This is a genomic window from Pseudomonas sp. LF-5, assembly GCF_037626295.1.
GTDB lineage: Bacteria > Pseudomonadota > Gammaproteobacteria > Pseudomonadales > Pseudomonadaceae > Aquipseudomonas > Aquipseudomonas monsensis.
The window spans coordinates 252,877-271,888 of record NZ_JARKMT010000006.1 but is presented as its reverse complement, the minus strand read 5'-3'; the positions used below and the strand labels follow the sequence as shown (position 1 = coordinate 271,888).

17 protein-coding genes are annotated in these 19,012 nt (G+C 61.5%); 12 read left to right on the top strand and 5 right to left on the bottom strand.

The annotated features are described in order from the left end of the window. Nucleotides 1–36 precede the first annotated feature (36 nt). The 3 genes from PseuLF5_RS19235 to PseuLF5_RS19225 all read left to right on the top strand — a co-directional run bounded on the left by PseuLF5_RS19235 (nt 37) and on the right by PseuLF5_RS19225 (nt 4,209). Entirely contained in the window at nt 37–1,791 is a 1,755-nt protein-coding gene (locus PseuLF5_RS19235; protein WP_123470822.1) for a carbamoyltransferase family protein, read from the top strand. Continuing rightward, nucleotides 1,784–2,692: a glycosyltransferase family 2 protein gene (locus PseuLF5_RS19230; RefSeq protein WP_340134335.1), complete on the top strand. Its 909-nt coding sequence runs from the start codon at nt 1,784–1,786 to the stop codon at nt 2,690–2,692. Before PseuLF5_RS19235 ends, PseuLF5_RS19230 begins: the two co-directional genes overlap by 8 nt. Nucleotides 2,693–2,769: 77 nt before the next feature. Next, nucleotides 2,770–4,209, top strand: a complete 1,440-nt coding sequence (locus tag PseuLF5_RS19225; RefSeq protein ID WP_340134333.1) for a hypothetical protein — start codon at nt 2,770–2,772, stop codon at nt 4,207–4,209. A gap of 4 nt (nt 4,210–4,213) precedes the next feature. Here the strand turns inward: PseuLF5_RS19225 and PseuLF5_RS19220 are convergent, their stop codons facing one another. After that, nucleotides 4,214–4,867: a toluene tolerance protein gene (locus PseuLF5_RS19220; RefSeq protein ID WP_123470826.1), complete on the bottom strand. Its 654-nt coding sequence runs from the start codon at nt 4,865–4,867 to the stop codon at nt 4,214–4,216. A 125-nt stretch (nt 4,868–4,992) separates the two neighbouring features. Here PseuLF5_RS19220 and msbA point away from each other — a divergent pair, with 125 nt between their 5' ends. The 7 genes from msbA (at nt 4,993) to PseuLF5_RS19185 (ending at nt 13,239) form a co-directional block, all read left to right on the top strand. Further along, the gene (gene msbA, locus PseuLF5_RS19215; protein WP_336347845.1) at nt 4,993–6,813 is read left to right on the top strand and encodes a lipid A export permease/ATP-binding protein MsbA; all 1,821 of its coding nucleotides are present in this window, start codon (nt 4,993–4,995) and stop codon (nt 6,811–6,813) included. After that, nucleotides 6,807–7,703 (top strand): GNAT family N-acetyltransferase, encoded by an 897-nt coding sequence (locus tag PseuLF5_RS19210; RefSeq protein ID WP_336347846.1) that lies wholly within the window; start codon nt 6,807–6,809, stop codon nt 7,701–7,703. Before msbA ends, PseuLF5_RS19210 begins: the two co-directional genes overlap by 7 nt. 4 nt (nt 7,704–7,707) lie before the next feature. Further along, nucleotides 7,708–9,108 carry a PIG-L deacetylase family protein gene (locus PseuLF5_RS19205; RefSeq protein WP_340134331.1) on the top strand — a complete coding sequence of 467 codons (1,401 nt, stop codon included), beginning with the start codon at nt 7,708–7,710 and terminating at the stop codon, nt 9,106–9,108. A 64-nt stretch (nt 9,109–9,172) separates the two neighbouring features. After that, on the top strand, nt 9,173–10,594 hold the full coding sequence (gene hldE / locus PseuLF5_RS19200; RefSeq protein ID WP_123471167.1) for a bifunctional D-glycero-beta-D-manno-heptose-7-phosphate kinase/D-glycero-beta-D-manno-heptose 1-phosphate adenylyltransferase HldE: 1,422 nt from the start codon (nt 9,173–9,175) through the stop codon (nt 10,592–10,594). A gap of 131 nt (nt 10,595–10,725) precedes the next feature. Then, on the top strand, nt 10,726–11,700 hold the full coding sequence (locus tag PseuLF5_RS19195) for a glycosyltransferase (protein ID WP_123470833.1): 975 nt from the start codon (nt 10,726–10,728) through the stop codon (nt 11,698–11,700). After that, complete coding sequence (locus PseuLF5_RS19190) at nt 11,701–12,387, top strand: hypothetical protein (RefSeq protein ID WP_128616032.1); 687 nt, start codon at nt 11,701–11,703, stop codon at nt 12,385–12,387. A gap of 51 nt (nt 12,388–12,438) precedes the next feature. Next, the gene (locus tag PseuLF5_RS19185) at nt 12,439–13,239 is read left to right on the top strand and encodes a hypothetical protein (protein ID WP_123470837.1); all 801 of its coding nucleotides are present in this window, start codon (nt 12,439–12,441) and stop codon (nt 13,237–13,239) included. Between the two features lie 3 nt (nt 13,240–13,242). Here PseuLF5_RS19185 and PseuLF5_RS19180 read toward each other — a convergent pair whose 3' ends face one another. The 4 genes from PseuLF5_RS19180 to PseuLF5_RS19165 all read right to left on the bottom strand — a co-directional run bounded on the left by PseuLF5_RS19180 (nt 13,243) and on the right by PseuLF5_RS19165 (nt 16,697). Beyond that, nucleotides 13,243–14,208: a metal ABC transporter ATPase gene (locus tag PseuLF5_RS19180; RefSeq protein WP_123470839.1), complete on the bottom strand. Its 966-nt coding sequence runs from the start codon at nt 14,206–14,208 to the stop codon at nt 13,243–13,245. Between the two features lie 31 nt (nt 14,209–14,239). After that, a complete protein-coding gene (locus PseuLF5_RS19175) occupies nt 14,240–15,052 on the bottom strand; it encodes an aldo/keto reductase (protein ID WP_340134329.1) in 813 nt (270 codons plus the stop codon). Beyond that, the gene (locus tag PseuLF5_RS19170; RefSeq protein WP_322375017.1) at nt 15,049–16,224 is read right to left on the bottom strand and encodes an NAD(P)/FAD-dependent oxidoreductase; all 1,176 of its coding nucleotides are present in this window, start codon (nt 16,222–16,224) and stop codon (nt 15,049–15,051) included. Before PseuLF5_RS19170 ends, PseuLF5_RS19175 begins: the two co-directional genes overlap by 4 nt. Before the next feature lie 140 nt (nt 16,225–16,364). Continuing rightward, the gene (locus PseuLF5_RS19165) at nt 16,365–16,697 is read right to left on the bottom strand and encodes a DMT family transporter (protein WP_123470844.1); all 333 of its coding nucleotides are present in this window, start codon (nt 16,695–16,697) and stop codon (nt 16,365–16,367) included. A 108-nt stretch (nt 16,698–16,805) separates the two neighbouring features. Between PseuLF5_RS19165 and PseuLF5_RS19160 the strand changes: the two genes are divergently transcribed. After that, on the top strand, nt 16,806–17,702 hold the full coding sequence (locus PseuLF5_RS19160) for a LysR family transcriptional regulator (RefSeq protein WP_123470846.1): 897 nt from the start codon (nt 16,806–16,808) through the stop codon (nt 17,700–17,702). Nucleotides 17,703–17,713: 11 nt separating this feature from the next. Further along, a complete protein-coding gene (gene waaA / locus PseuLF5_RS19155; RefSeq protein ID WP_123470847.1) occupies nt 17,714–18,988 on the top strand; it encodes a lipid IV(A) 3-deoxy-D-manno-octulosonic acid transferase in 1,275 nt (424 codons plus the stop codon). Nucleotides 18,989–19,012 lie beyond the last annotated feature (24 nt).

Sequence of the window (19,012 nt, the reverse complement as noted above, 5' to 3'; positions counted from 1 at the left end):
CCGGCGCCCGAACGCAGACTTAAGAGGCTAGACCCTGTGGCATTGACGATTCTTGGCCTGTCCGGCGCCCTTAGCCATGACCCATCAGCGGCCTTGTACATTGATGGCAAGCTGGTGGCGGCGGCTGAAGAAGAGCGCTTCGTACGCGATAAGCATGCAAAAAACCGCATGCCCTACGAATCGGCGAAGTTCTGTCTTGAGCAGGCCGGCATCAAGCCGTCCGATGTCGATGTGGTTGCAATTCCGTTCGCCCCGATCAGCCTGTTCGGCAAGGCCCGCTGGCACTATGCCAAGCGTTACTGGTATGCCCCGGATCGCGCCCTCGATGCGATCCTGATGGGCAACCGTCGCTACAAGCGCTATCGCAACAAGATCGTCTGGTGCCTTGAACAACTGGGTTTTGATCCGAAGAAGATCAAGATCGAGCCGGTCGAGCATCACCTGGCCCACGCCTCCAGCGCCTACCACTGCTCGGGTTTCAAAGAGAAAACCGCGATCCTCGGCATCGACGGCAAGGGCGAGTACGCCACGACCTTCTTCGGTTACGGCGAAAACGGCAAGATCCACAAGATCAAGGAATTCTTTGATCCGGACTCCCTCGGCGGCCTCTATGGCGCGATCACCGAGTTCCTCGGTTTCGAGATGCTCGACGGCGAGTTCAAGGTCATGGGCATGGCGCCGTACGGCGACGCCAGCAAATATGACTTCTCGCGTCTGGCCTCGTTCGAGAACGGCGAACTGGTGATCAACACCGACTACGCCAACGTGATCGGCCTGCGTCGCTACAAAGAGAAGGGCAAAGGCTTCTACTTCTCGCCGAAGCTGATCGAGTGGCTGGGTCCGAAACGCGAAGGCGACATCGCCGACGAGCCTTACATCCACTACGCCGCGAGCATGCAAGCGCTGTTCGAGAAACTGGCGTTGCAGATGATCGACTACTACCTGGGCGACGTGCTCAAGGAAACCGGCAAGCTGGCCTTCGCCGGTGGTTGTGCGCTGAACGTCAAGCTGAACCAGAAAATCATCGCCCGCGATGACATCAAGGAGCTGTTCGTGCAGCCGGCGTCCGGCGATGCCGGCACCGCGGTTGGCGCAGCGGCCTATGTGTCCCACGCCCGTGGCGTACCGGTCGAGAAGATGGAGCACGTCTACCTCGGCCCGTCGTACAGCAACGAAGACGTGATCGCCGCGTGCGCCCGTCACGAGAACAAGCCGACCTGGCGCAAGCTCGACAACATGCCGGAAGAAATCGCCAGGATCATGGTCGATGGCAACCCGGTGGCGTGGTTCCAGGGGCGCATGGAGTTTGGTCCGCGTGCACTGGGTGGCCGTTCGATCATCGGTTGCCCGAGCGTGGCCGGTGTGGCTGACCGCATCAACCACCAGATCAAGTTCCGCGAGCGCTGGAGGCCTTTCTGCCCGTCGATGCTCGACACCGTTGCGCCACAGATGATCAAGATCGATCACCCGGCGCCGTTCATGACCTTCACCTTCGAAGTGGCTGAAGAGTGGAAGACCCGCGTGCCGGAAGTCGTCCACGAAGACGGCACTTCCCGTGCTCAGGTACTCAAGCGCGAATACAACCCGCGCTATTACGACATGATGAAGGCTCTGGAGAACCTGACGGGTAACGGTGTGTCGCTGAACACCTCCCTCAACCGTCGTGGCGAGCCGATGATCTGTTCGCCGACTGACGCGTTGAACATGTTTTTCGGTTCCGACCTGCAATACCTGATCATGGAAGATATTCTGGTCGTAAAAGAGGGTGCGAAAGGATACGGTCTTGACTGAAACACTGATCAGCGTCGTTATTCCGGCTTACAACTATGCGCGAACCCTGCCCCGGGCAGTGGAGTCGGTGTTGGCGCAACTGGATGAAGCGGCGGCGGATCTTTTAGTCATCGACGATGGCTCGACGGACGAGACGCCTGCAGTGGTGGAAGCGCTTCTGCGCGAACACAGTGGGCGTTTTCGTGCGGTGCGCAAAAGCAATGGCGGGTTGTCTTCCGTGCGTAATCGGGGGCTTGAAGAGACGACCGGGCGGTATCTGGTTTTTCTCGACTCCGATGACGAAATGGCGCCCGGTGCGCTCGCGGCACTTTCGCAGCATATTGCCCACAACCCCCAAAGCATGATGGTCATCGGCGCGCACTGGTCGGTATTCGCGGACGGCAGGCGTAGCCTGCAAAGCGCCAAGCCATTGCCGCTGACACCACGTCAATGCCTGCAGGGGTATCTGCTGGACAAGACCATATCAATTTCCAACGGTGCCTGTGCCATGCATCGCGGTGTGTTCGTGCCGGGCACTTATCCTGAGCATCTGCGCAACGTTGAAGATCTGCCGGTGTTTGCCCAGGTGTTGGCGCGTTATCCCTGCACTGTTCTGAATCAGCCTCTGGCACTTATCTACAAGCACGCCGACAGCATGCGCCATGATTTGCGCCAGAGTCTTGCTGCAGGCACGGAGCAGGTTGTCAGTGAAGTGTTCTCGGCCCGGCGTATGCCGGCGCAGATGCACGACCTGCGACAGGCGTTTCTGGCGCAGCGTTGTCTTTCGTTGTTTCGCGACTGCTATTCCCATGGCGAATACAAACTCGCCAGAGCGTTCTACTTTCAGGCGTTGCGTGCGGACTGGCGCACCTTCTCGCGCTGGTCATACACGCGCAAGGCGTTGAGGTTGTTGTTTCGGTAAAACGGTTCGCGATGACGTGCGCGTACCCTGTTCAAGCGTGTCGGTGAGGTGGCTGGGTGAAAGGTACGGGCAGTAAAGTGGGCGTTCAAGTCTCACGGATCATCGACGAATACCCGGTATGGCTGGCATTTTGTGGCAGTGTGCTGTTATCGCTGATTGCGGTCATGGGCACGGCGACAGTCGCGCGTGATGCGGCGCTGTACCTCGATATTGCGCAACAAGTCAGTGAGCATGGCCCCCAGGTGGCCTGGGCAACGTTTGACTGGCCCTGGTTTTCCTTTCTGTTGGCCGGCACCCATCTCGTCCTGCATTTGCCTCTGGAGCTGAGCGCCTACCTTTGGTGCGGTGTATTTTTTGCCGGCACCAGCGCCTTGATGGTGGATTGCGTTCGTCAGCGTTCTGCGCATGCCACTCGCTGGGCTTGCCTGGTGGTGCTGGCGATGCCGGCAGTCAACAGCTTTCGAAACGACATCATCCGCGAATGCGGTTTCTGGTTTTTCTGCACACTGGCCCTTTGGCTCGCTTTGCGTTGGCAAGATCGGGGTGGCTGGTTGCGTGCCGCACTGATCCATCTGGCGGTGTTCGCGGCGGCCCTGTTCAGGCTTGAGGCGATGTTGCTGATACCCGCATTGGCGCTGTGGCAGTTACCCAATCTCTGGTCTTCGACCCGGCGCATGCGCTTCGTGCAGTTCTCGGTGTTGCCGGTTATCGGCATGGTGCTGGTGCTGGTGTCGGGCGTGCTGATGTCCGCACGGGTGATGCTCTATCTGGACATGATCGCGCCCCACAGCGTGTTGGCTTCGTTTCAGATGCTCTGCGATCAGTTCGCCAATTCGATGATCACCAAATACTCCCAGGATGAAGCCGGCCGGATCATTTTTTTCGGCATCCTGGCGACCATGACCATCACGTTCGTGAAGTTGATGGGGCCATTTGCCGTGCCGTTCATCCTGCGCCGCAATTGGGGTGTTCTCGGTGACTACTGGCGTGACTATCAGCCTTTTGCCTGGACGGCCTTGCTGTATCTGGTCGTGCTGGTGCTGTTTTTCCTCAAGCTGCAGTTCATGAATACGCGCTACATGAGTTTTCTGAACCTGCTGTTTGTACCCGTGCTGGCGATGGGGCTGGCGGCGTTCGTTCGCGAGTTTCCCCGTTGGAGCAAGTGGCTGATCGCCGTGGCGTTGCTGGTGATGTTGTCGAACGTCATTTCCACCGGGGCCGGCAAGACGCATTACATCGAGGCGGGTCGCTGGATGGCCGCCCATGTCGAGCGTGACGCGCCGACGTACTTCGAGGACGGCCGGATCAGTTATTACGCCGGTCGCGGCTATGCGCTGCCGGTTCTGACCCGTGAGGAAGCGATGTCGGCTGTTCATGCCGGCGACTACCGGTATTTTCTGATTGACGCGAAGGGCGATGAGCCGTGGCTGAAGGAATGGCTGGTCGCCCACAAATTGCGCGTCATCGAACATTTCGCCAATCGCAAGGGTGCAACGGTGTTGGTGATCGGGCCTTAGAGGCTCAGGCGAGCAGTGGACGCAGGCGCGAGATCAGTGGCGCCTGCCGGTTGCTCGGCAAGGCCTGGCGGTAGCCTTCGATAAAGGTGTCGCCGGCGTCCTCGCCGAGTAACCACTGGCGGTCTTCCTTATAGCGCAGCAGGTGGGCGAAGTTGCGTAGGCGTTTGCTGTCGCTCAGTGCGCGTTTCTGGCAGCGCAGGTCGGCGATATCGATCAGGCCCAATTGGTTATCGGGCGTGAGCACCACGTTGCCGAAGTGCAACGATCGAAAATACACCCCTCTCTCGTGCAGTTGCGCGAAATAGCCGCCCAGCTTGAACCTCAGTGCGTCAGCCTCCTCGCGGGTGCCTTGTAACTGGCGCACGGTGTTGCCGGCCAGCGGGCTGTAATACACGCCGTCGCGTTCGATGCTCGGGATGCGATAGACCGCAATGACGGTGGGGCAGAGGATGCCGCGCTGTTCAAGTGCGCGGGTATTGTCGGCAAAACGCTGGGCATAGGGATAGAAAAGCGCCGAACTGAGCAGTCGCTTGCGCCGGAACAGCTTGAGCATGCGTCCATCGGCCAATCTGAGCACCTTGTCGCCGGAACCGTCGGCTTCCAGTACGTGTGCACCTTTGCGCAGTGCCTCGTAAGTGCTGTGATCAATCGATTGCATATCAGGCTCCCCATCATTAGCGGGGTATCTTAACCGAGTTGCCCAAGGGCTGGCTCGCAGTCATGTTTATCGAGGGAAAAAGGCCTGTGATATCATCGGCGCCTCACTGAATTGTGCGGATCACCATGAGCAGTCCTGAACCGAAAGCCCAGTCAACGCTGGCGATCTATTTCCGCCTTTTGGCTTACGTGCGGCCTTACGCCGGTCTCTTCCTTCTCAGCATCGTCGGGTTTCTGATCTTCGCATCGACCCAACCGATGCTCGCTTACATCCTCAAGTACTTTGTCGACGGCCTGGCCAATCCTGAAGCCAGCCTGTTTCCGGGCAACCCTTACCTGGGCAAGTTGCAGTTGCTCGAAACCGTGCCATTGATGATCGTGTTCATTGCCCTGTTGCAGGGCGTGGGCTCGTACCTGGGCAACTTCTTCCTGGCCCGGGTCTCCCTGGGCCTGGTCCATGACCTGCGGGTGGTGCTGTTCAACAAGTTGCTGGAACTGCCCAACCGGTTCTTCGACAAGAACAACTCCGGCCATCTGATTTCCCGCATCACCTTCAACGTCACCATGGTGACGGGTGCGGCGACCGATGCGATCAAGGTGGTCATCCGTGAAGGCATGACCGTTATTTTCCTGTTCTGCACTCTGTTGTGGATGAACTGGAAACTGACTCTGGTGATGGTGGCTATCCTGCCGGTGATCGGCATCATGGTGAATAGCACCAGCCGTAAATTTCGCAAGCAGAGCAAAAAGATCCAGGTTTCGATGGGCAACGTGACGCACGTTGCGTCCGAGACGATTCACGGTTATCGCGTCGTGCGCAGTTTCGGCGGCGAACTCTACGAAAAGACCCGGTTTCGCGATGCCAGCCAAAGCAATACCGACAAGCAACTGACGATGACCAAGACCGGCGCGGTGTATACGCCAATGCTGCAGCTGGTGACCTACAGCGCCATGGCCGTGGTCATGTTCCTTGTGCTTTACCTTCGCGGCGATGCATCGCCAGGCGATCTGGTGGCTTACATCACCATGGCCGGTCTGTTGCCAAAGCCTATTCGTCAGCTCTCCGAAGTCAGCTCGACCATCCAGAAAGGCGTGGCCGGTGCCGAGAGTATTTTCGAGCAGCTGGATGAGCCGGCAGAGGTGGATCAGGGCACCGTCGAGCGCGATCGCCTTGAGGGTCGCCTGGAAGTGCGCAATCTCAGCTTCCAGTACCCGGACACCGACAAGCAGGTGCTCAACGACATCAGTTTTGTCGTGGAGCCTGGGCAGATGGTTGCACTGGTGGGTCGATCAGGCAGCGGCAAATCGACCCTGGCCGGGCTGATTCCGCGTTTTTATCAGCATGAACACGGGCAGATCCTGCTCGATGGCGTAGAAGTGCAGGACTTCACCTTGCGCAGCCTGCGTCGGCAGATCGCGCTGGTGACCCAGGCGGTCACGCTGTTCAACGATACGGTGACCAACAACATCGCTTACGGCGATCTGGCCGGAGCACCGTTCGACGATGTCAAACGCGCGGCCTCCGAGGCATACGCCGACGAGTTCATCGCCAAGATGCCGCAAGGTTACGAAACCATGGTCGGCGAGAACGGCGTGCTGCTTTCCGGTGGCCAGCGTCAGCGCATTGCCATTGCCCGGGCGTTGCTCAAGGATGCGCCGTTGCTGATTCTCGATGAGGCCACCTCGGCCCTCGACACCGAGTCGGAGCGGCATATTCAGGCCGCGCTGGATCATGTGGTGCAGAACCGCACGACGCTGGTGATCGCGCACCGTTTGAGCACCATCGAGAAAGCCGACCTGATTCTGGTCATGGATGAAGGCCGGATCGTCGAACGCGGCACTCACGCGCAACTGCTGGAGCAGAACGGTTACTACTCGCGCCTGCACGCCAAAGAGTTCGAAGAGGGTGACGAGCCACAACCGGCCCACGCGACCGACGTATGCTGACGGTGTTTCGCAGCTTTCGTGAACGTGGCTGGACGCAAATCGATCGGGATGCCTACGCCCGCGCCTGGCAGCGTTTCGGCGGCAGCGTTGCGACGCATCCCGAGGTCGTCGAGCGGTTGTCGACGTTCGTTGGCATCGAGTTGCGTTACCTGGGCTGGATTGTCGACGGTGACGTGGTCGCTGCCATTCCCTGCTGGGGCCGCCATGTCGCGCTGTCCAAGGAAGTGCTCAAGCGCGAGGGCAAGCGTGGTTTGCTGGATATGGGCAATGCGGAAATCATCCTGCCCATCGCGCCGGATGTCGTCGTGCCGGTGCGCCAGCGCATGGCCTATGTTTCCCAACTGAATGCCGGGCAGATCAGCACCCTGAAGGTCCAGCCCGAAGGGTTGGCCCTGGCCCGGTTGCCGGAAGAGTATTCGAAGAAATTCCGTTACAACCAGCGTCGCGAACAGCGCCTGCTGGAAGAGGCGGGCGGGTCGCTGGTTCCGATGTCCGACTTCACGCCGCAGGAACAGGCTGTGGCGTATGGCGATCTGTTTCAGCGCCGTTGGGGCTTCGAAGTGCCGGGCAAGGCCGGGCTGGCGGAAGTCTTTACCCTGCTGCGTGAATTCATGACCGGTTCTGTGGCGATGCTCGATTCGGCGCCGGTAGCCATTCAGGTGCTCTACCGCGTCGAAGCGCCGCAATGGGTGTCGCTGGAATACATCAACGGCGGCGTCGACCCGCAGAGCCGCGAGTTCAGCCCCGGCAGCGTACTGAGTTTCGTCAATACCCAGCAGGCCTGGGCGGATGCGCAGGCGCTGGGCAAACCGTTGCGTTATTCATTCGGTCGTGCCGACCGTGAGTACAAGGATCGCTGGTGCCATACGGTGCCGGTCTACAAGGTCTGAATTCATGAGCGCTCGCAAGCAACAGCTTCTCAAGGCCCATCGACGCAGCAAGCGTCTGTTTCTCGTGGTCTTTCTGCTGGCGTTGCTGCTGATCGGCTTCCTGGCCGGCTGGTGGCTGGTACCGGTGCTGCTCGTGCTGGCCTGGGTGGCCCACGAGGCCTGGTTCGCCGATCACTTGTTCTACCGGCCCTCAGACGACTATCACTATGACTTTCCTGCGCACACGGCCCGTCAGTCGGTCAGCGTGGAGGGCGGCACGGTACGCCTGAGCGAGCCGTTGGCAGCGGGTGAGACGCTTGTTCTCGAGCTGCACGTAAAGGCTCATTGGCTGGGCCGCTGGCTCGATCCCTGCGTTGAGATCGGCGATGACTGTCAGGCGTTCGAACGAGGCGTCAACGGGCGGCGATTCCTTAATCTGTCCGGGCAGGCCACTGCGCTGACCCAGGGCACGCTGGCATTGCGCGGACGCTATTGCGCGGTGGCTGCCACAGGCACCCTGTGGGTGATGACCAATCCAGACTATGCCCGCCAGCGGGTGATGGTCGTGGCCCCTCATGCCGATGATGCCGAGCTGGCCGCATTCGGCCTCTACAGCCGCTGCGAAGACGTCAGCATCGTCACCCTGACTCAGGGCGAGATCGAGGCTGAGAACCTCCAGCGTCTGGGGCTGGATCTGGCCCAGGCTGCGCGGTTGAAGGGGCGCTTGCGCAGTTGGGACAGCCTGACGATCCCGCTGTGGGGCGGCGTGCCTGCCGGGCGTTGCGTGCAGTTGGGCTATTACTGCCTGCAATTGCCGCAGATGGCCAAGGAGCCGACGAAGGCGTTCGGTTCCCGGGAGTCGCAGGACAGCGACGTGCGCAGCGTCCGTCGACACAATCCACTGTGCCTGCCAGCCGACGTCGATGGTCAGCCGACCTGGCGCAATCTGGTCGCTGACCTGGCGGCGCTGCTCGAGCATTACCGCCCTGAAGTGCTTGTGACGCCGCATCCCGAGCTGGATCCGCACAGCGATCACGTGGCATCGACCCAGGCGCTGCTTGAGGCGGTTGGCCTGAGCCAGTGGAAACCGACGACCCTGCTGATGTACGCCAACCACCTGCACGACAACGACCGCTGGCCAATGGGCCCGGCCGGCGCGGGGATTGCCTTGCCGCCGGCGATCGAGCCGCTGCCGGCCGATCGCTTGTGGAGTCCGCTGGTGCCTGCGGATGTACAACTGGACAAGGCCATGGCGCTGGCCATGGAGCACGACCTGCAGGGCGGGCAAGTGTTCAAGCGGCAGTTGCGACGCTGGATCCAGCAGGGACTGGCGGGGCGGCGCTGGCCTGTCACGGGCAGTAACGAATTTTTCCGCAAGGCCGTCCGGCGCCACGAATTGTTCTGGGTTCGCGACCTTTCAGATTGAGGCGGACGGCGCTTTCCCCTGTGTTAATATCGCGCCCCTGTTCATTTTGTATGTGGGTTGCTCCATGAAGTTGTCCATGCCGCGTTTCGATCAAGCCCCGGTCTTGGTAGTCGGCGATGTCATGCTCGACCGTTACTGGCATGGCGGAACCTCACGGATTTCCCCTGAGGCGCCGGTGCCGGTGGTCAAGGTCGAGCAGATCGAAGATCGTCCGGGCGGTGCCGCGAACGTTGCCTTGAACATTGCCGCGCTGGGTGCGCCGGCGTCCCTGGTCGGTGTGACCGGTGACGACGAAGCCGCCGACAGCCTGAGCAACAGTCTCAAGGGAGCGGGCGTACGCGCCCTGTTTCAGCGCATTGCGCATCAGCCAACCATCGTCAAGCTGCGGGTCATGAGCCGGCACCAGCAATTGCTGCGTATCGACTTCGAAGAGCCGTTCGCCACCGACGCTCTGGCGCTCGGCACACAGGTCGACGACCTGCTCGAAGGCATCAAGGTGCTGGTCCTTTCCGACTACGGCAAAGGTGCGCTGAAAAACCATCAGGCCCTGATCCAGGCGGCCCGAGCGAAAAACATACCGGTGCTGGCCGACCCGAAGGGCAAGGACTTCACCATCTACCGCGGGGCCAGCCTGCTCACGCCAAACCTCAGCGAGTTCGAGACCATCGTCGGCGGTTGTGCCGATGAGCACGAACTGGTGAGCAAGGGCGCGGCGCTGATGCACGACCTCGAACTCGGTGCGCTGCTGGTGACCCGTGGCGAACACGGCATGACCCTGCTGCGTCCGGATCACCCGGCCTTGCACCTGCCGGCCCGTGCCCGCGAAGTGTTCGATGTCACCGGTGCCGGTGACACGGTCATTTCTACCCTGGCCGCCGCAATCGCCGCCGGTGAAGAGTTGCCCCACGCCGTCGCGCTGGCCAATCTGGCCGCCGGCATTGTGGTGGGCAAACTCGGTACGGCTGCCATCAGTGCGCCGGAACTGCGTCGCGCCATTCAGCGTGAAGAAGGCTCCGAGCGTGGTGTTCTGGGCCTCGAGCAATTGGTGCTGGCCGTGGCCGACGCCCGGGCGCATAACGAACGGATTGTCTTCACCAACGGCTGTTTCGACATCCTGCATGCCGGGCATGTGACCTATCTGGAACAGGCGCGAGCCCAGGGCGATCGGCTGATTGTCGCGGTCAACGACGACGCCTCGGTCAGCCGCCTGAAAGGGCCGGGCCGCCCGATCAACAGTGTCGACCGGCGCATGGCCGTACTGGCAGGCCTCGGGGCAGTGGACTGGGTGATCAGTTTCCCCGAAGGCACTCCGGAAAACTTGCTGCGTGAAGTCAAGCCGGATGTGCTGGTCAAGGGTGGCGACTACGGGATTGATCAGGTAGTCGGTGCTGATATCGTGACCGCGTATGGTGGCACGGTGAAAGTGCTTGGACTGGTGGAAAACAGCTCGACAACTGCGATTGTCGAGAAGATTCGCAGTCGTTGATCCCGATGAATTCTTACCGATGTGTACGGCGTGTGAACGGATTTTGCCTTGGGGATCTCATCGTTTCCGTTGATGCAGGCTGCCATGAATCCGATGCGCTTGCCTGCCTGCGCCGCGTGGTCAATTAATTTATGAAAGTCATGCTCTTGGTGATGGACGAACAGCGGGTCATTCTCGACCGGCTCTACGACATCGTGCAGCAGAATTGTGATGAGTGTTTGATCTATCGTTTGAGCAAGCAGCAGCAGTTGAATCTGGGCTCGTTTCTGGCTTCGGTGGATTACCAGACCTTCGACCGCGTGGTGATTTTCTCCCGGGTCAAGCGTCTGGCCACGCAACTGCAGGTGCTCAAATGCATCCCCGGGCTGATCTTCCTCGAGCACGACGCCTATCAGAACTACATGCCGGCGAGTAAGTATCGCGGCGTGTATTCGCGTCTTTATCGCCGTTTGCCAAGTTGCCGGGCGCTGGTGTCCGGTGCCGTCGTTGCCCGCAAGATGCTGGCCGAAGGCATCGACACGGTGTTCGTTTCCAAAGGTTATGACGAGCAGATGCTGCGCAACACCGGTGCGGTGCGCGACATTCCGCTCGGTTTTCTCGGCAGCCTGAAAAGCACCGAGTACGCCCAGCGCAAGGCACTGCTGGAGTCGCTCTCCAAGCGCACCGGCATGCTGGTCACCCGCACCCAGTCGGGCGCGGAATACCTGGAGACGCTCAACCGCATCAAGATCTTCGTCAGCGCCGACATCGGCATGAACGAGTTCATGATCAAGAACTTCGAAGCCATGGCCTGTGGGTGCGTGTTGCTGGCGTGGAGTCAGGGCGAAGAGGATCAGTTGCTGGGCTTCGAGGACATGCACAACACGGTGTTCTATCGCAGCGAAGACGAGGCGGTGGAGAAGATCAAACTGCTGCAGGACAACCCCGAGCTGGCCGAAGGTATTGCCCGCAATGGCCAGGCGTTTGCCGAAAGTCGCTATTCCTTCGCCCGAGTCGGACAGGCCCTCGCCACCGAAATCCAGCGCGAAATGCGCCCATGGCAGCCGCCTTCGGCGTTCACCCGGTTCTGGGTGAAGTTGCGCTACGGCATGAAGGTGCCGGTCTGAATGATGGACGAGCACATGGCGCTGGATGCGCTGCCGGGTGGTGACCAATCGGTTCTGCAAGCCTTGCCCGAAGCGCTGCGCACGTGCCTGAGCCGTGCGGCGCGGGTGGTGCTGATCGCCAACAACCCGGCCATCACCGCGGCGGATTTTCAGGCGCTGGACATCGGCGCCGATGACATCGTCGTCAGCTTCAATACCTGCATCAAGGCACCGCTGCTCAACGCGCAAAGCGTGAATGTCTTCGTGCATGGCTACAACGCGCCGGACGCCTACTTTTTTGGTCTGCCTTACGGCCCCGACGTGCAGCGGCTGATCGAGCGGGCGGGCGAACGCTGTTTCACCATGCTCGTCGGCTGCGCTGCACCGATGTGCCCGTTGCCACGGGTGGCCATGTATTGGGACCGCATCCCGTTGCCGCCGCTGTGGAATTACCCGGTCGACCGGCCAGGGGGCAAGCGCTACGTCGGGCCCTCCACCGGCTTCAATACGCTGGTGCTGTTTGACTGGTTGCGCGGTCACGCCGGTTACACCTATCAGCTCCTGACCCTGGGGTTTTCCAACGAGGCGGGAAAATTGTGGGGCGGTCACGCCTGGGATTACGAGCGCGACTGGCTGCAGAAATCGGACATCATCGTGGTGCCACTGCAACCCCGCCGCTGGTGGCAAAAGCTGTTTCGCCAGCGATAAGCGGTGCCGCATTGCCGGCAGGCCCGAACTACTTTCAAAAGGTGCTGTTGAGTGTTGAAAATTGCCGTGGCGTTTTTCGGGATTCCGAGAAATTCGTCGATCTGTTTCCCCTCCATCGAACAGAACGTGCTGGCGCAGTTGCCTGCGGGCAGCGACGTAAAGTGCTTTTATCACCTGTATAAAATCGATGAAGTGCAGAACACCCGTTCTGGCGAAAAAGGCGAACTGGCGGCGGACAACTACCAACCCTTCGAGTCGATGTCCGGCGGGCTGACCTCGACCGAGGGCGTACTGGAGCGCTGGGATTTCGAACAGGTCAAGGCTCAGGGCGATACCTGGGGCGATGACTATGCGTCGCTGCGCAACCTGATCTATCAGCTCAACTCGCTGCACACCGTCACCGGCATGATCGAACCGTTCAACCCGGATTTCGTCGTGTTCGTGCGACCGGACAATTTCTTCCACAACGCGCTGCCCGGTTATGTGTTCAACCATGCGCAGGCGCGACGCCACAACGCCTACATTCCGGACTGGCAGTGGTGGGGCGGGCTGAACGATCGCTTTGCCATTTGCGGGCGTGATACCTATGTCGCCTATGGCAAGCGCATCGAGCGCATTTTCGATTTCTGCAAGGCGACGGGGCGCAAGCTGCATTCCGAGCGTCTGCTCAAGTACGCGCTGCTAGAGGCGGGTGCCAAGGTCTGCACGTTGCCGACCCAGGCCTCGCGTGTACGGATTACCGGGGCGTTTGCCGAAGAATCGTTCTCGCCCAAGCGCGGCATGGGCAAGCGCGAAAACCGCTATTTCCACTTCTTCGCCACGCTGCGCACCTGGATGGATCGCCGGCGCTAGCGGCTATTTGCTCGCGCGCTTTTTGCCCAAGCCGACCAGCCGCAGCGCCTTGATGCTCAACTGCTTGAGGCCCTGACGCGGGGCTTTCGCCGGTTGCAGGCCCTGTTGCACCAGCCAGTCCTTCCAGCGAATTCGCTCTTCGCGCACGACCCAGCCGGTCTGCGTGGCGAAGCTTTCGGCCAGATACAGGCCACGCGTGCCGGCCGGCACGAGTTTGTCGCGCTTGAGGGTGTAGAGCTCGGCCAGCGGCGCGCCATCCTTGAGCGGCATCAGGTACAGATCCGGGCGTTTGCGGTCCAGCCGCGCGACCAGTTGATCGCCCTCCAGACGTTCATCGACATGAAACAGACTCAGGGATTTGGCTTCCTTGGGCACGTCCAGGCGCAGGTCGTAGATCAATTGCAGCGATGCCGTCGGCAGATGTACATAAGCCCGCGGCCGTTCGACCAATTGCAGATTGGCGCAACGTATCGGCCGCGCCGATCCGGACAACGGGGTCAGGCGAAACGGCAACGCCTCGCGATAGTGCAGGGCCGAGGCGTAGGGCGCCGGCAGCCAGGTGTCGTTGAAGCGCCCGCCGAGCCAGCCTTCCGGCGTCTCCAGCAGGCACTCTTCAGCGATTTCCTGAATGGCCGTGTGCAGCGGAATGTTCAGTTCGTGAGCCGGCACATAACCGGAAATCAGTTTCAGTACCACGTCGCCGCGATCCTGCCGCCGCTGGCGCACCAGCACCCAGTAGTCGCGATTCTGCCAGTGCAGGGTCAGGCGCACCGAGACCCCGAGATTGGCCAGCTCCAGCGAGAAGCGTTCGGTGTCGGCGACACTCACCGGTTTGCGTCGCTGCAACGTCTGGGCGAAGTTCAGCGGCATGCCGACGCTCTGATAGGCCAAGCCGTCGGGCGTGGCTTCGACGAACAGGGGCAGGGTCTTGAAGTTGCTCGGGTTCTTTCTGATGAGCGTGCGCGGCATATCGGCTCCTGCTTAAGGCCGCGAAGCGGCGTCAGTGACCACGAAGGACCCGGGCAACGGTCGCAACGTTATGGGCGAGGTGCAGCGGATTGATCGTTCCGACAATAGCACTGGCCACGCCAGGCTTCGCAAACAGCAACTCGAAGCTGGCACGCACCGGATCCACTCCCGGGCTCAGGCACACGTGGCCGCTGGCCAGGGCTTTCTTCACCAGAATGGCTTTGCCGTGGGCAGCAGCATAGTCAATGACTGCCTTCTCGTTCTGTTCGTTCAGATTGTAGGTGACCATCGCGCAGTCCCCTTGCTCCAGCGCCTTGAGCCCGCCTTCGACGGTTTTGCCGGAGAAGCCGAAGCCGCGAATCTTGCCCTCGGCCTTGAGCGCCGCCAGCGTGGCGTAGACCTCTTCGTGTTCGAGGATGGCCATGTCATTGCCGTCAGAGTGCACCAGGACCAGGTCGATAGAATCCGTTTCCAGACGTTGCAGGCTACGTTCCACTGACCTTCGCGTGTGCGCCGCGCTGAAGTCGTGGCGCGACAGGCCGTCGGCAAACTCCTCGCCGACCTTGCTGACGATCACCCAGTCCTCGCGCTGGCCACGCAGCAGCGGGCCGAGGCGCTCTTCGCTGCGGCCATAAGCCGGCGCGGTGTCGATCAGGTTGATGCCCAGCTCGCGTGCCTGCCTGAGCAGCATGCGCGCAGCCTCGTCATCGGGAATCTGGAACCCGTTGGGGTATTTCACGCCTTGGTCGCGGCCCAGTTTCACCGTGCCCAGGCCCAGCGGCGAAACCATCAGGCCGGTGCTGCCCAATGGGCGATGGAGATCATGCAGAGTCGCGATACTCATGGCAGCAGTTGCTCCCAGGCAGCAATGCCCATCGGTGGTTTCGGCAGTGCCGGCAGGGGTTCGGTGGCATGTGGCTGGATGCCGTCGCGCTGCAAGGAGGCGATCACGCGGTCGGCAAAGTCCGGTGCCAGTGCCAGTTTCGTCGGCCAGCCCACCAGCAAACGGCCCTCGTCGGCGAGGAACGCGTTATCCGGGCGTGTCAGGCCGGTTTGCAGCGGCTCGGCACGGTCGACCCGCAGCGTCGCCCATTGCGTGGTGCCAAGGTCGATCCACGGTAGCAATTGCGCGATTTCCTTTTGCGCGGTGGCGATCTGCTCGGCGGGCTCGCGGGCGACACCTTCGCTTTCGGCGATGTCACCGCCCATGTACCAGACCCACTGACCGTCAGCGGCCGGGTGGGTGGTCACGGTGATGCGCGGCTTGGTGCCGCCGCCCAGGCAATGGGCATAGAGCGGTTTCAGCCCCGGGCCTTTGGCGATGATCATGTGCAGCGGCCGGCGCTGCATGGCCGGCTGGCTCAGGCCCAGGGCCTCAAGCAGTTGCGCGGTACCGGCGCCAGCGCTGAGGACGATGCGCTGGGCGCGGATTTCGCGACCGTCGACCTTCAGACCGACCAGCACTCCCGCCTCCAGCAGCGGCTCGATGGTTTGCCCGGCGAGCAGGCCGTCACCGGCCAGATCGGCCAGGCGCGCAATCAGGCTCGGCACATCCACCACCAGTTCGGCGAGGCGGTAGACCTTGCCCTTGAAGCGCTTGTCTTGCAGGGCCGGCGGCAATTGCTCGCCCTTGACCTGATCGACCCGGCCACGCACGGCCTTGCTGGCGAAGAAACTGGTGAGGTTGCCGGCCAGGGTGCCGGGTGACCACAGGTAATGAGCCTCGGACAGCAGGCGCACGCCGGACAGGTCCAGCTCGCCATGGCCGGCGAGGGCTTCACGCCAGCGGCGCGGCATGTCGGCGATGGCTTCGGAGGCGCCGGTCAGTGCACCGTGCAACGCGTACTTGGCGCCGCCGTGGATGATGCCCTGCGACTTCACTGTCTGCCCGCCGCCGAGGCTGGCGCTTTCCACCAGCACGGTCGAAAACCCCTGACGGCGCAGACGCGCGTTCAGCCAGAGGCCGGCGACACCAGCGCCGACAATCAGAACGTCGGTGGAAATAACGGATGGCATGCAACGACCTCAGTGTTCAAGACGAGGGCGCAGTATACAGACTCGGGAAAGAGGGGGATTTGTCGATGATCAACAGCCGTGGCGCAAAAGCAATGTGGGAGCGAGCAGGCCCGCCCCACAGGGGAGGTGTGCAGTGCAGGTCAATGCCCGGCGGTCTTGGAGAACAGCTGGATGACCACCACTCCGAGGACAATCAATGCCATCCCCAGCATCGCCGGCACGTCCAGCTTCTGCCCATAAATGAACAGCGCCGCGATGCTGACCAGCACGATCCCCATGCCCGCCCAGACGGCGTAGGCCACACCCACCGGTACGGAGCGTACCACCAGGGTCAGCATCCAGAAGGCGATGCCATAACCGACGATCACCAGAATCAGCGGCAGTGGTGTGCTGATGCCTTTGACCGCTTTCATCGACACGGTGGCGATCACTTCGGCGCAAATGGCAATGGTCAGATAGACGTAGGCGTTCATGGTTCAAACCCTCAAATGAAACGTTGCTTTCAGGGCGGCATTCTAGTGATTCGTCAGATGGGGTAAAGTCATTACCTATCTGTTTTGAAGATGGGTTGGTGAGGCGGTATGCAGTGGAATCTTGATCAGCTCCGAGTGTTTGTCGACGTCGCCGAACAGCGTTCGTTTTCTGCCGTTGCGCGCCGGCAGCGCAAGGCGCAATCGGCGATCAGCAGCGCGATTGCGATGCTTGAGGATGATCTGGGCGTCAGCCTGTTCGAGCGTAGCAGCGGTCGCCAGCCCTCGCTCACCGAAGCCGGCGAGGCACTGCTGGAAGAGGCGCGGGAAGTCTTGCGTCAGTGCGAGCGTCTCAACGGCCGGGCAATGGCGATGCTGCGTGGCCAGGAAGCACAGTTGCGCGTGGCGCAGGACGAAGCGATGCCCTATCAGGCGCTGGTGGAAAGTTTCGGCGCGCTGGCCGAGCAGTTTCCGAGTCTGGAGGTGCAGTTGACCAGCGCCGCCCAGGGCGAAGTCGCGCGCAAACTGGTGGAGCGCCGGGCCGATCTCGGTCTGTTGTTTTACCACGATGAAATTCCCGAGGCGCTGGAGCGCCGGGTGCTCGGCAGTGTGGAAATGGTCACCGTGTGCGGCATCAACCATCCGCTGGCGGCGCAGTCCTACGTGACCTGTCAGCAGTTGGCGCAGCACCGGCAATTGCTGATGTCGACGCAAACCAGTGTCTACCCCGGCAATGAGCCGGCCAGCCCGCAGGTGTGGCGCGCTGACAGTTTCTACGTGATGGCCGAATGGCTGGTGCGCGATCTCGGTTGGGCCTGGCTGCCACGGCATGTGGTGCAGTATTCCGCCTATCAGGGCCTGATGGTCGAACTGGACAGCGAATGGACACCGCCAGCACTGGTGGTGGAACTGGTCTGGCGCCGCGATGAACCGCTGGGGCCGGCGGCGCGCTGGCTGGCTGAACGTTTTGCCGTGCACTTGCGGGCGATCGGCGATAAAAGTCGATAAACTCCGCCGCCATGAATAGAACTCTCTACACCGCGCTGTTTTACCTGGGGCTGCCATTGGTGGCGATTCGGCTGTGGCTGCGCTCGCGCAAGGCCCCGGCGTATGCCAAGCGGATTGGCGAGCGCTTCTCTTACGGGATGCCGTCACTGCAGCCCGGCGGGATCTGGGTGCACGCCGTGTCGGTGGGCGAAAGCATTGCCGCCGCGCCAATGATTCGCGCCTTGCTGCAACGTTATCCACAGCTGCCGATTACCGTGACCTGCATGACCCCGACCGGTTCGGAACGGATTCATGCCTTGTTCGGCGACGAGCCGCGCATTCAGCATTGCTACCTGCCTTACGACGTGCCGTGTGCGGCGGCGCGCTTTCTTGATCGGGCACAGCCGAAACTGGCGGTGATCATGGAAACCGAACTGTGGCCCAACCACATTCATCAGTGCGCCAAACGCGCGATACCGGTGGCGCTGGCCAACGGCCGACTGTCCGAACGTTCGGCCCGGGGTTATGGACGCTTCAGCAAACTGACCGCGCCGATGCTGGCGGAAATGAGTTTTTTCGCGGTACAGACCGAAGCCGAAGCCCAACGCTTTCGTGATCTGGGGGCACGGCCGGAGACAGTCGAGGTCACCGGTTCGATCAAGTTCGACCTGACCATCGACCCGCAACTGCTGCAACGCGCCAACGCACTGCGCGGCCAATGGCAGGCGCTGGAGCGCCCGGTGTGGATCGCCGCCAGTACCCACGAGGGTGAGGACGCAGTGGTGCTCGACGCCCATCGTCGTCTGCTGACGAACTACCCGAATGCGCTGCTGATTCTGGTGCCGCGCCATCCCGAGCGTTTCAACTCGGTGTTCGAGCTGTGCCAGCGTGAAGGCTTTGCCACGGTGCGCCGCTCGACCGGTGCCAACGTCGAGGCACACACCTCGGTGCTGCTCGGTGACACCATGGGTGAGTTGCTGTTTCTCTATGCGTTGGCCGACAGCGCTTTCGTCGGCGGCAGCCTGGTGCCGAACGGCGGGCATAACCTGCTGGAGCCGGCGGCCCTGGCCAAACCGGTGCTCAGCGGCCCGCACCTGTTCAATTTCCTCGACATCGCCGCGCAGTTGCGCGAAGCCGGCGCGCTGGCGGAAGTGGATGATGCCGAAGGGCTGGCGGTTGAAGTGCAGCGCCTGTTCGAATTGCCGCGCGATGCCCAGCGCATGGCCGAGGCCGGGCTGGCGGTGATGCGCCGCAATCAGGGGGCGTTGCAGCGCTTGCTGGACGGGCTGGGCAGACTGATTCGCTGAGGAAAAACCAAACCTGAGGCGAGG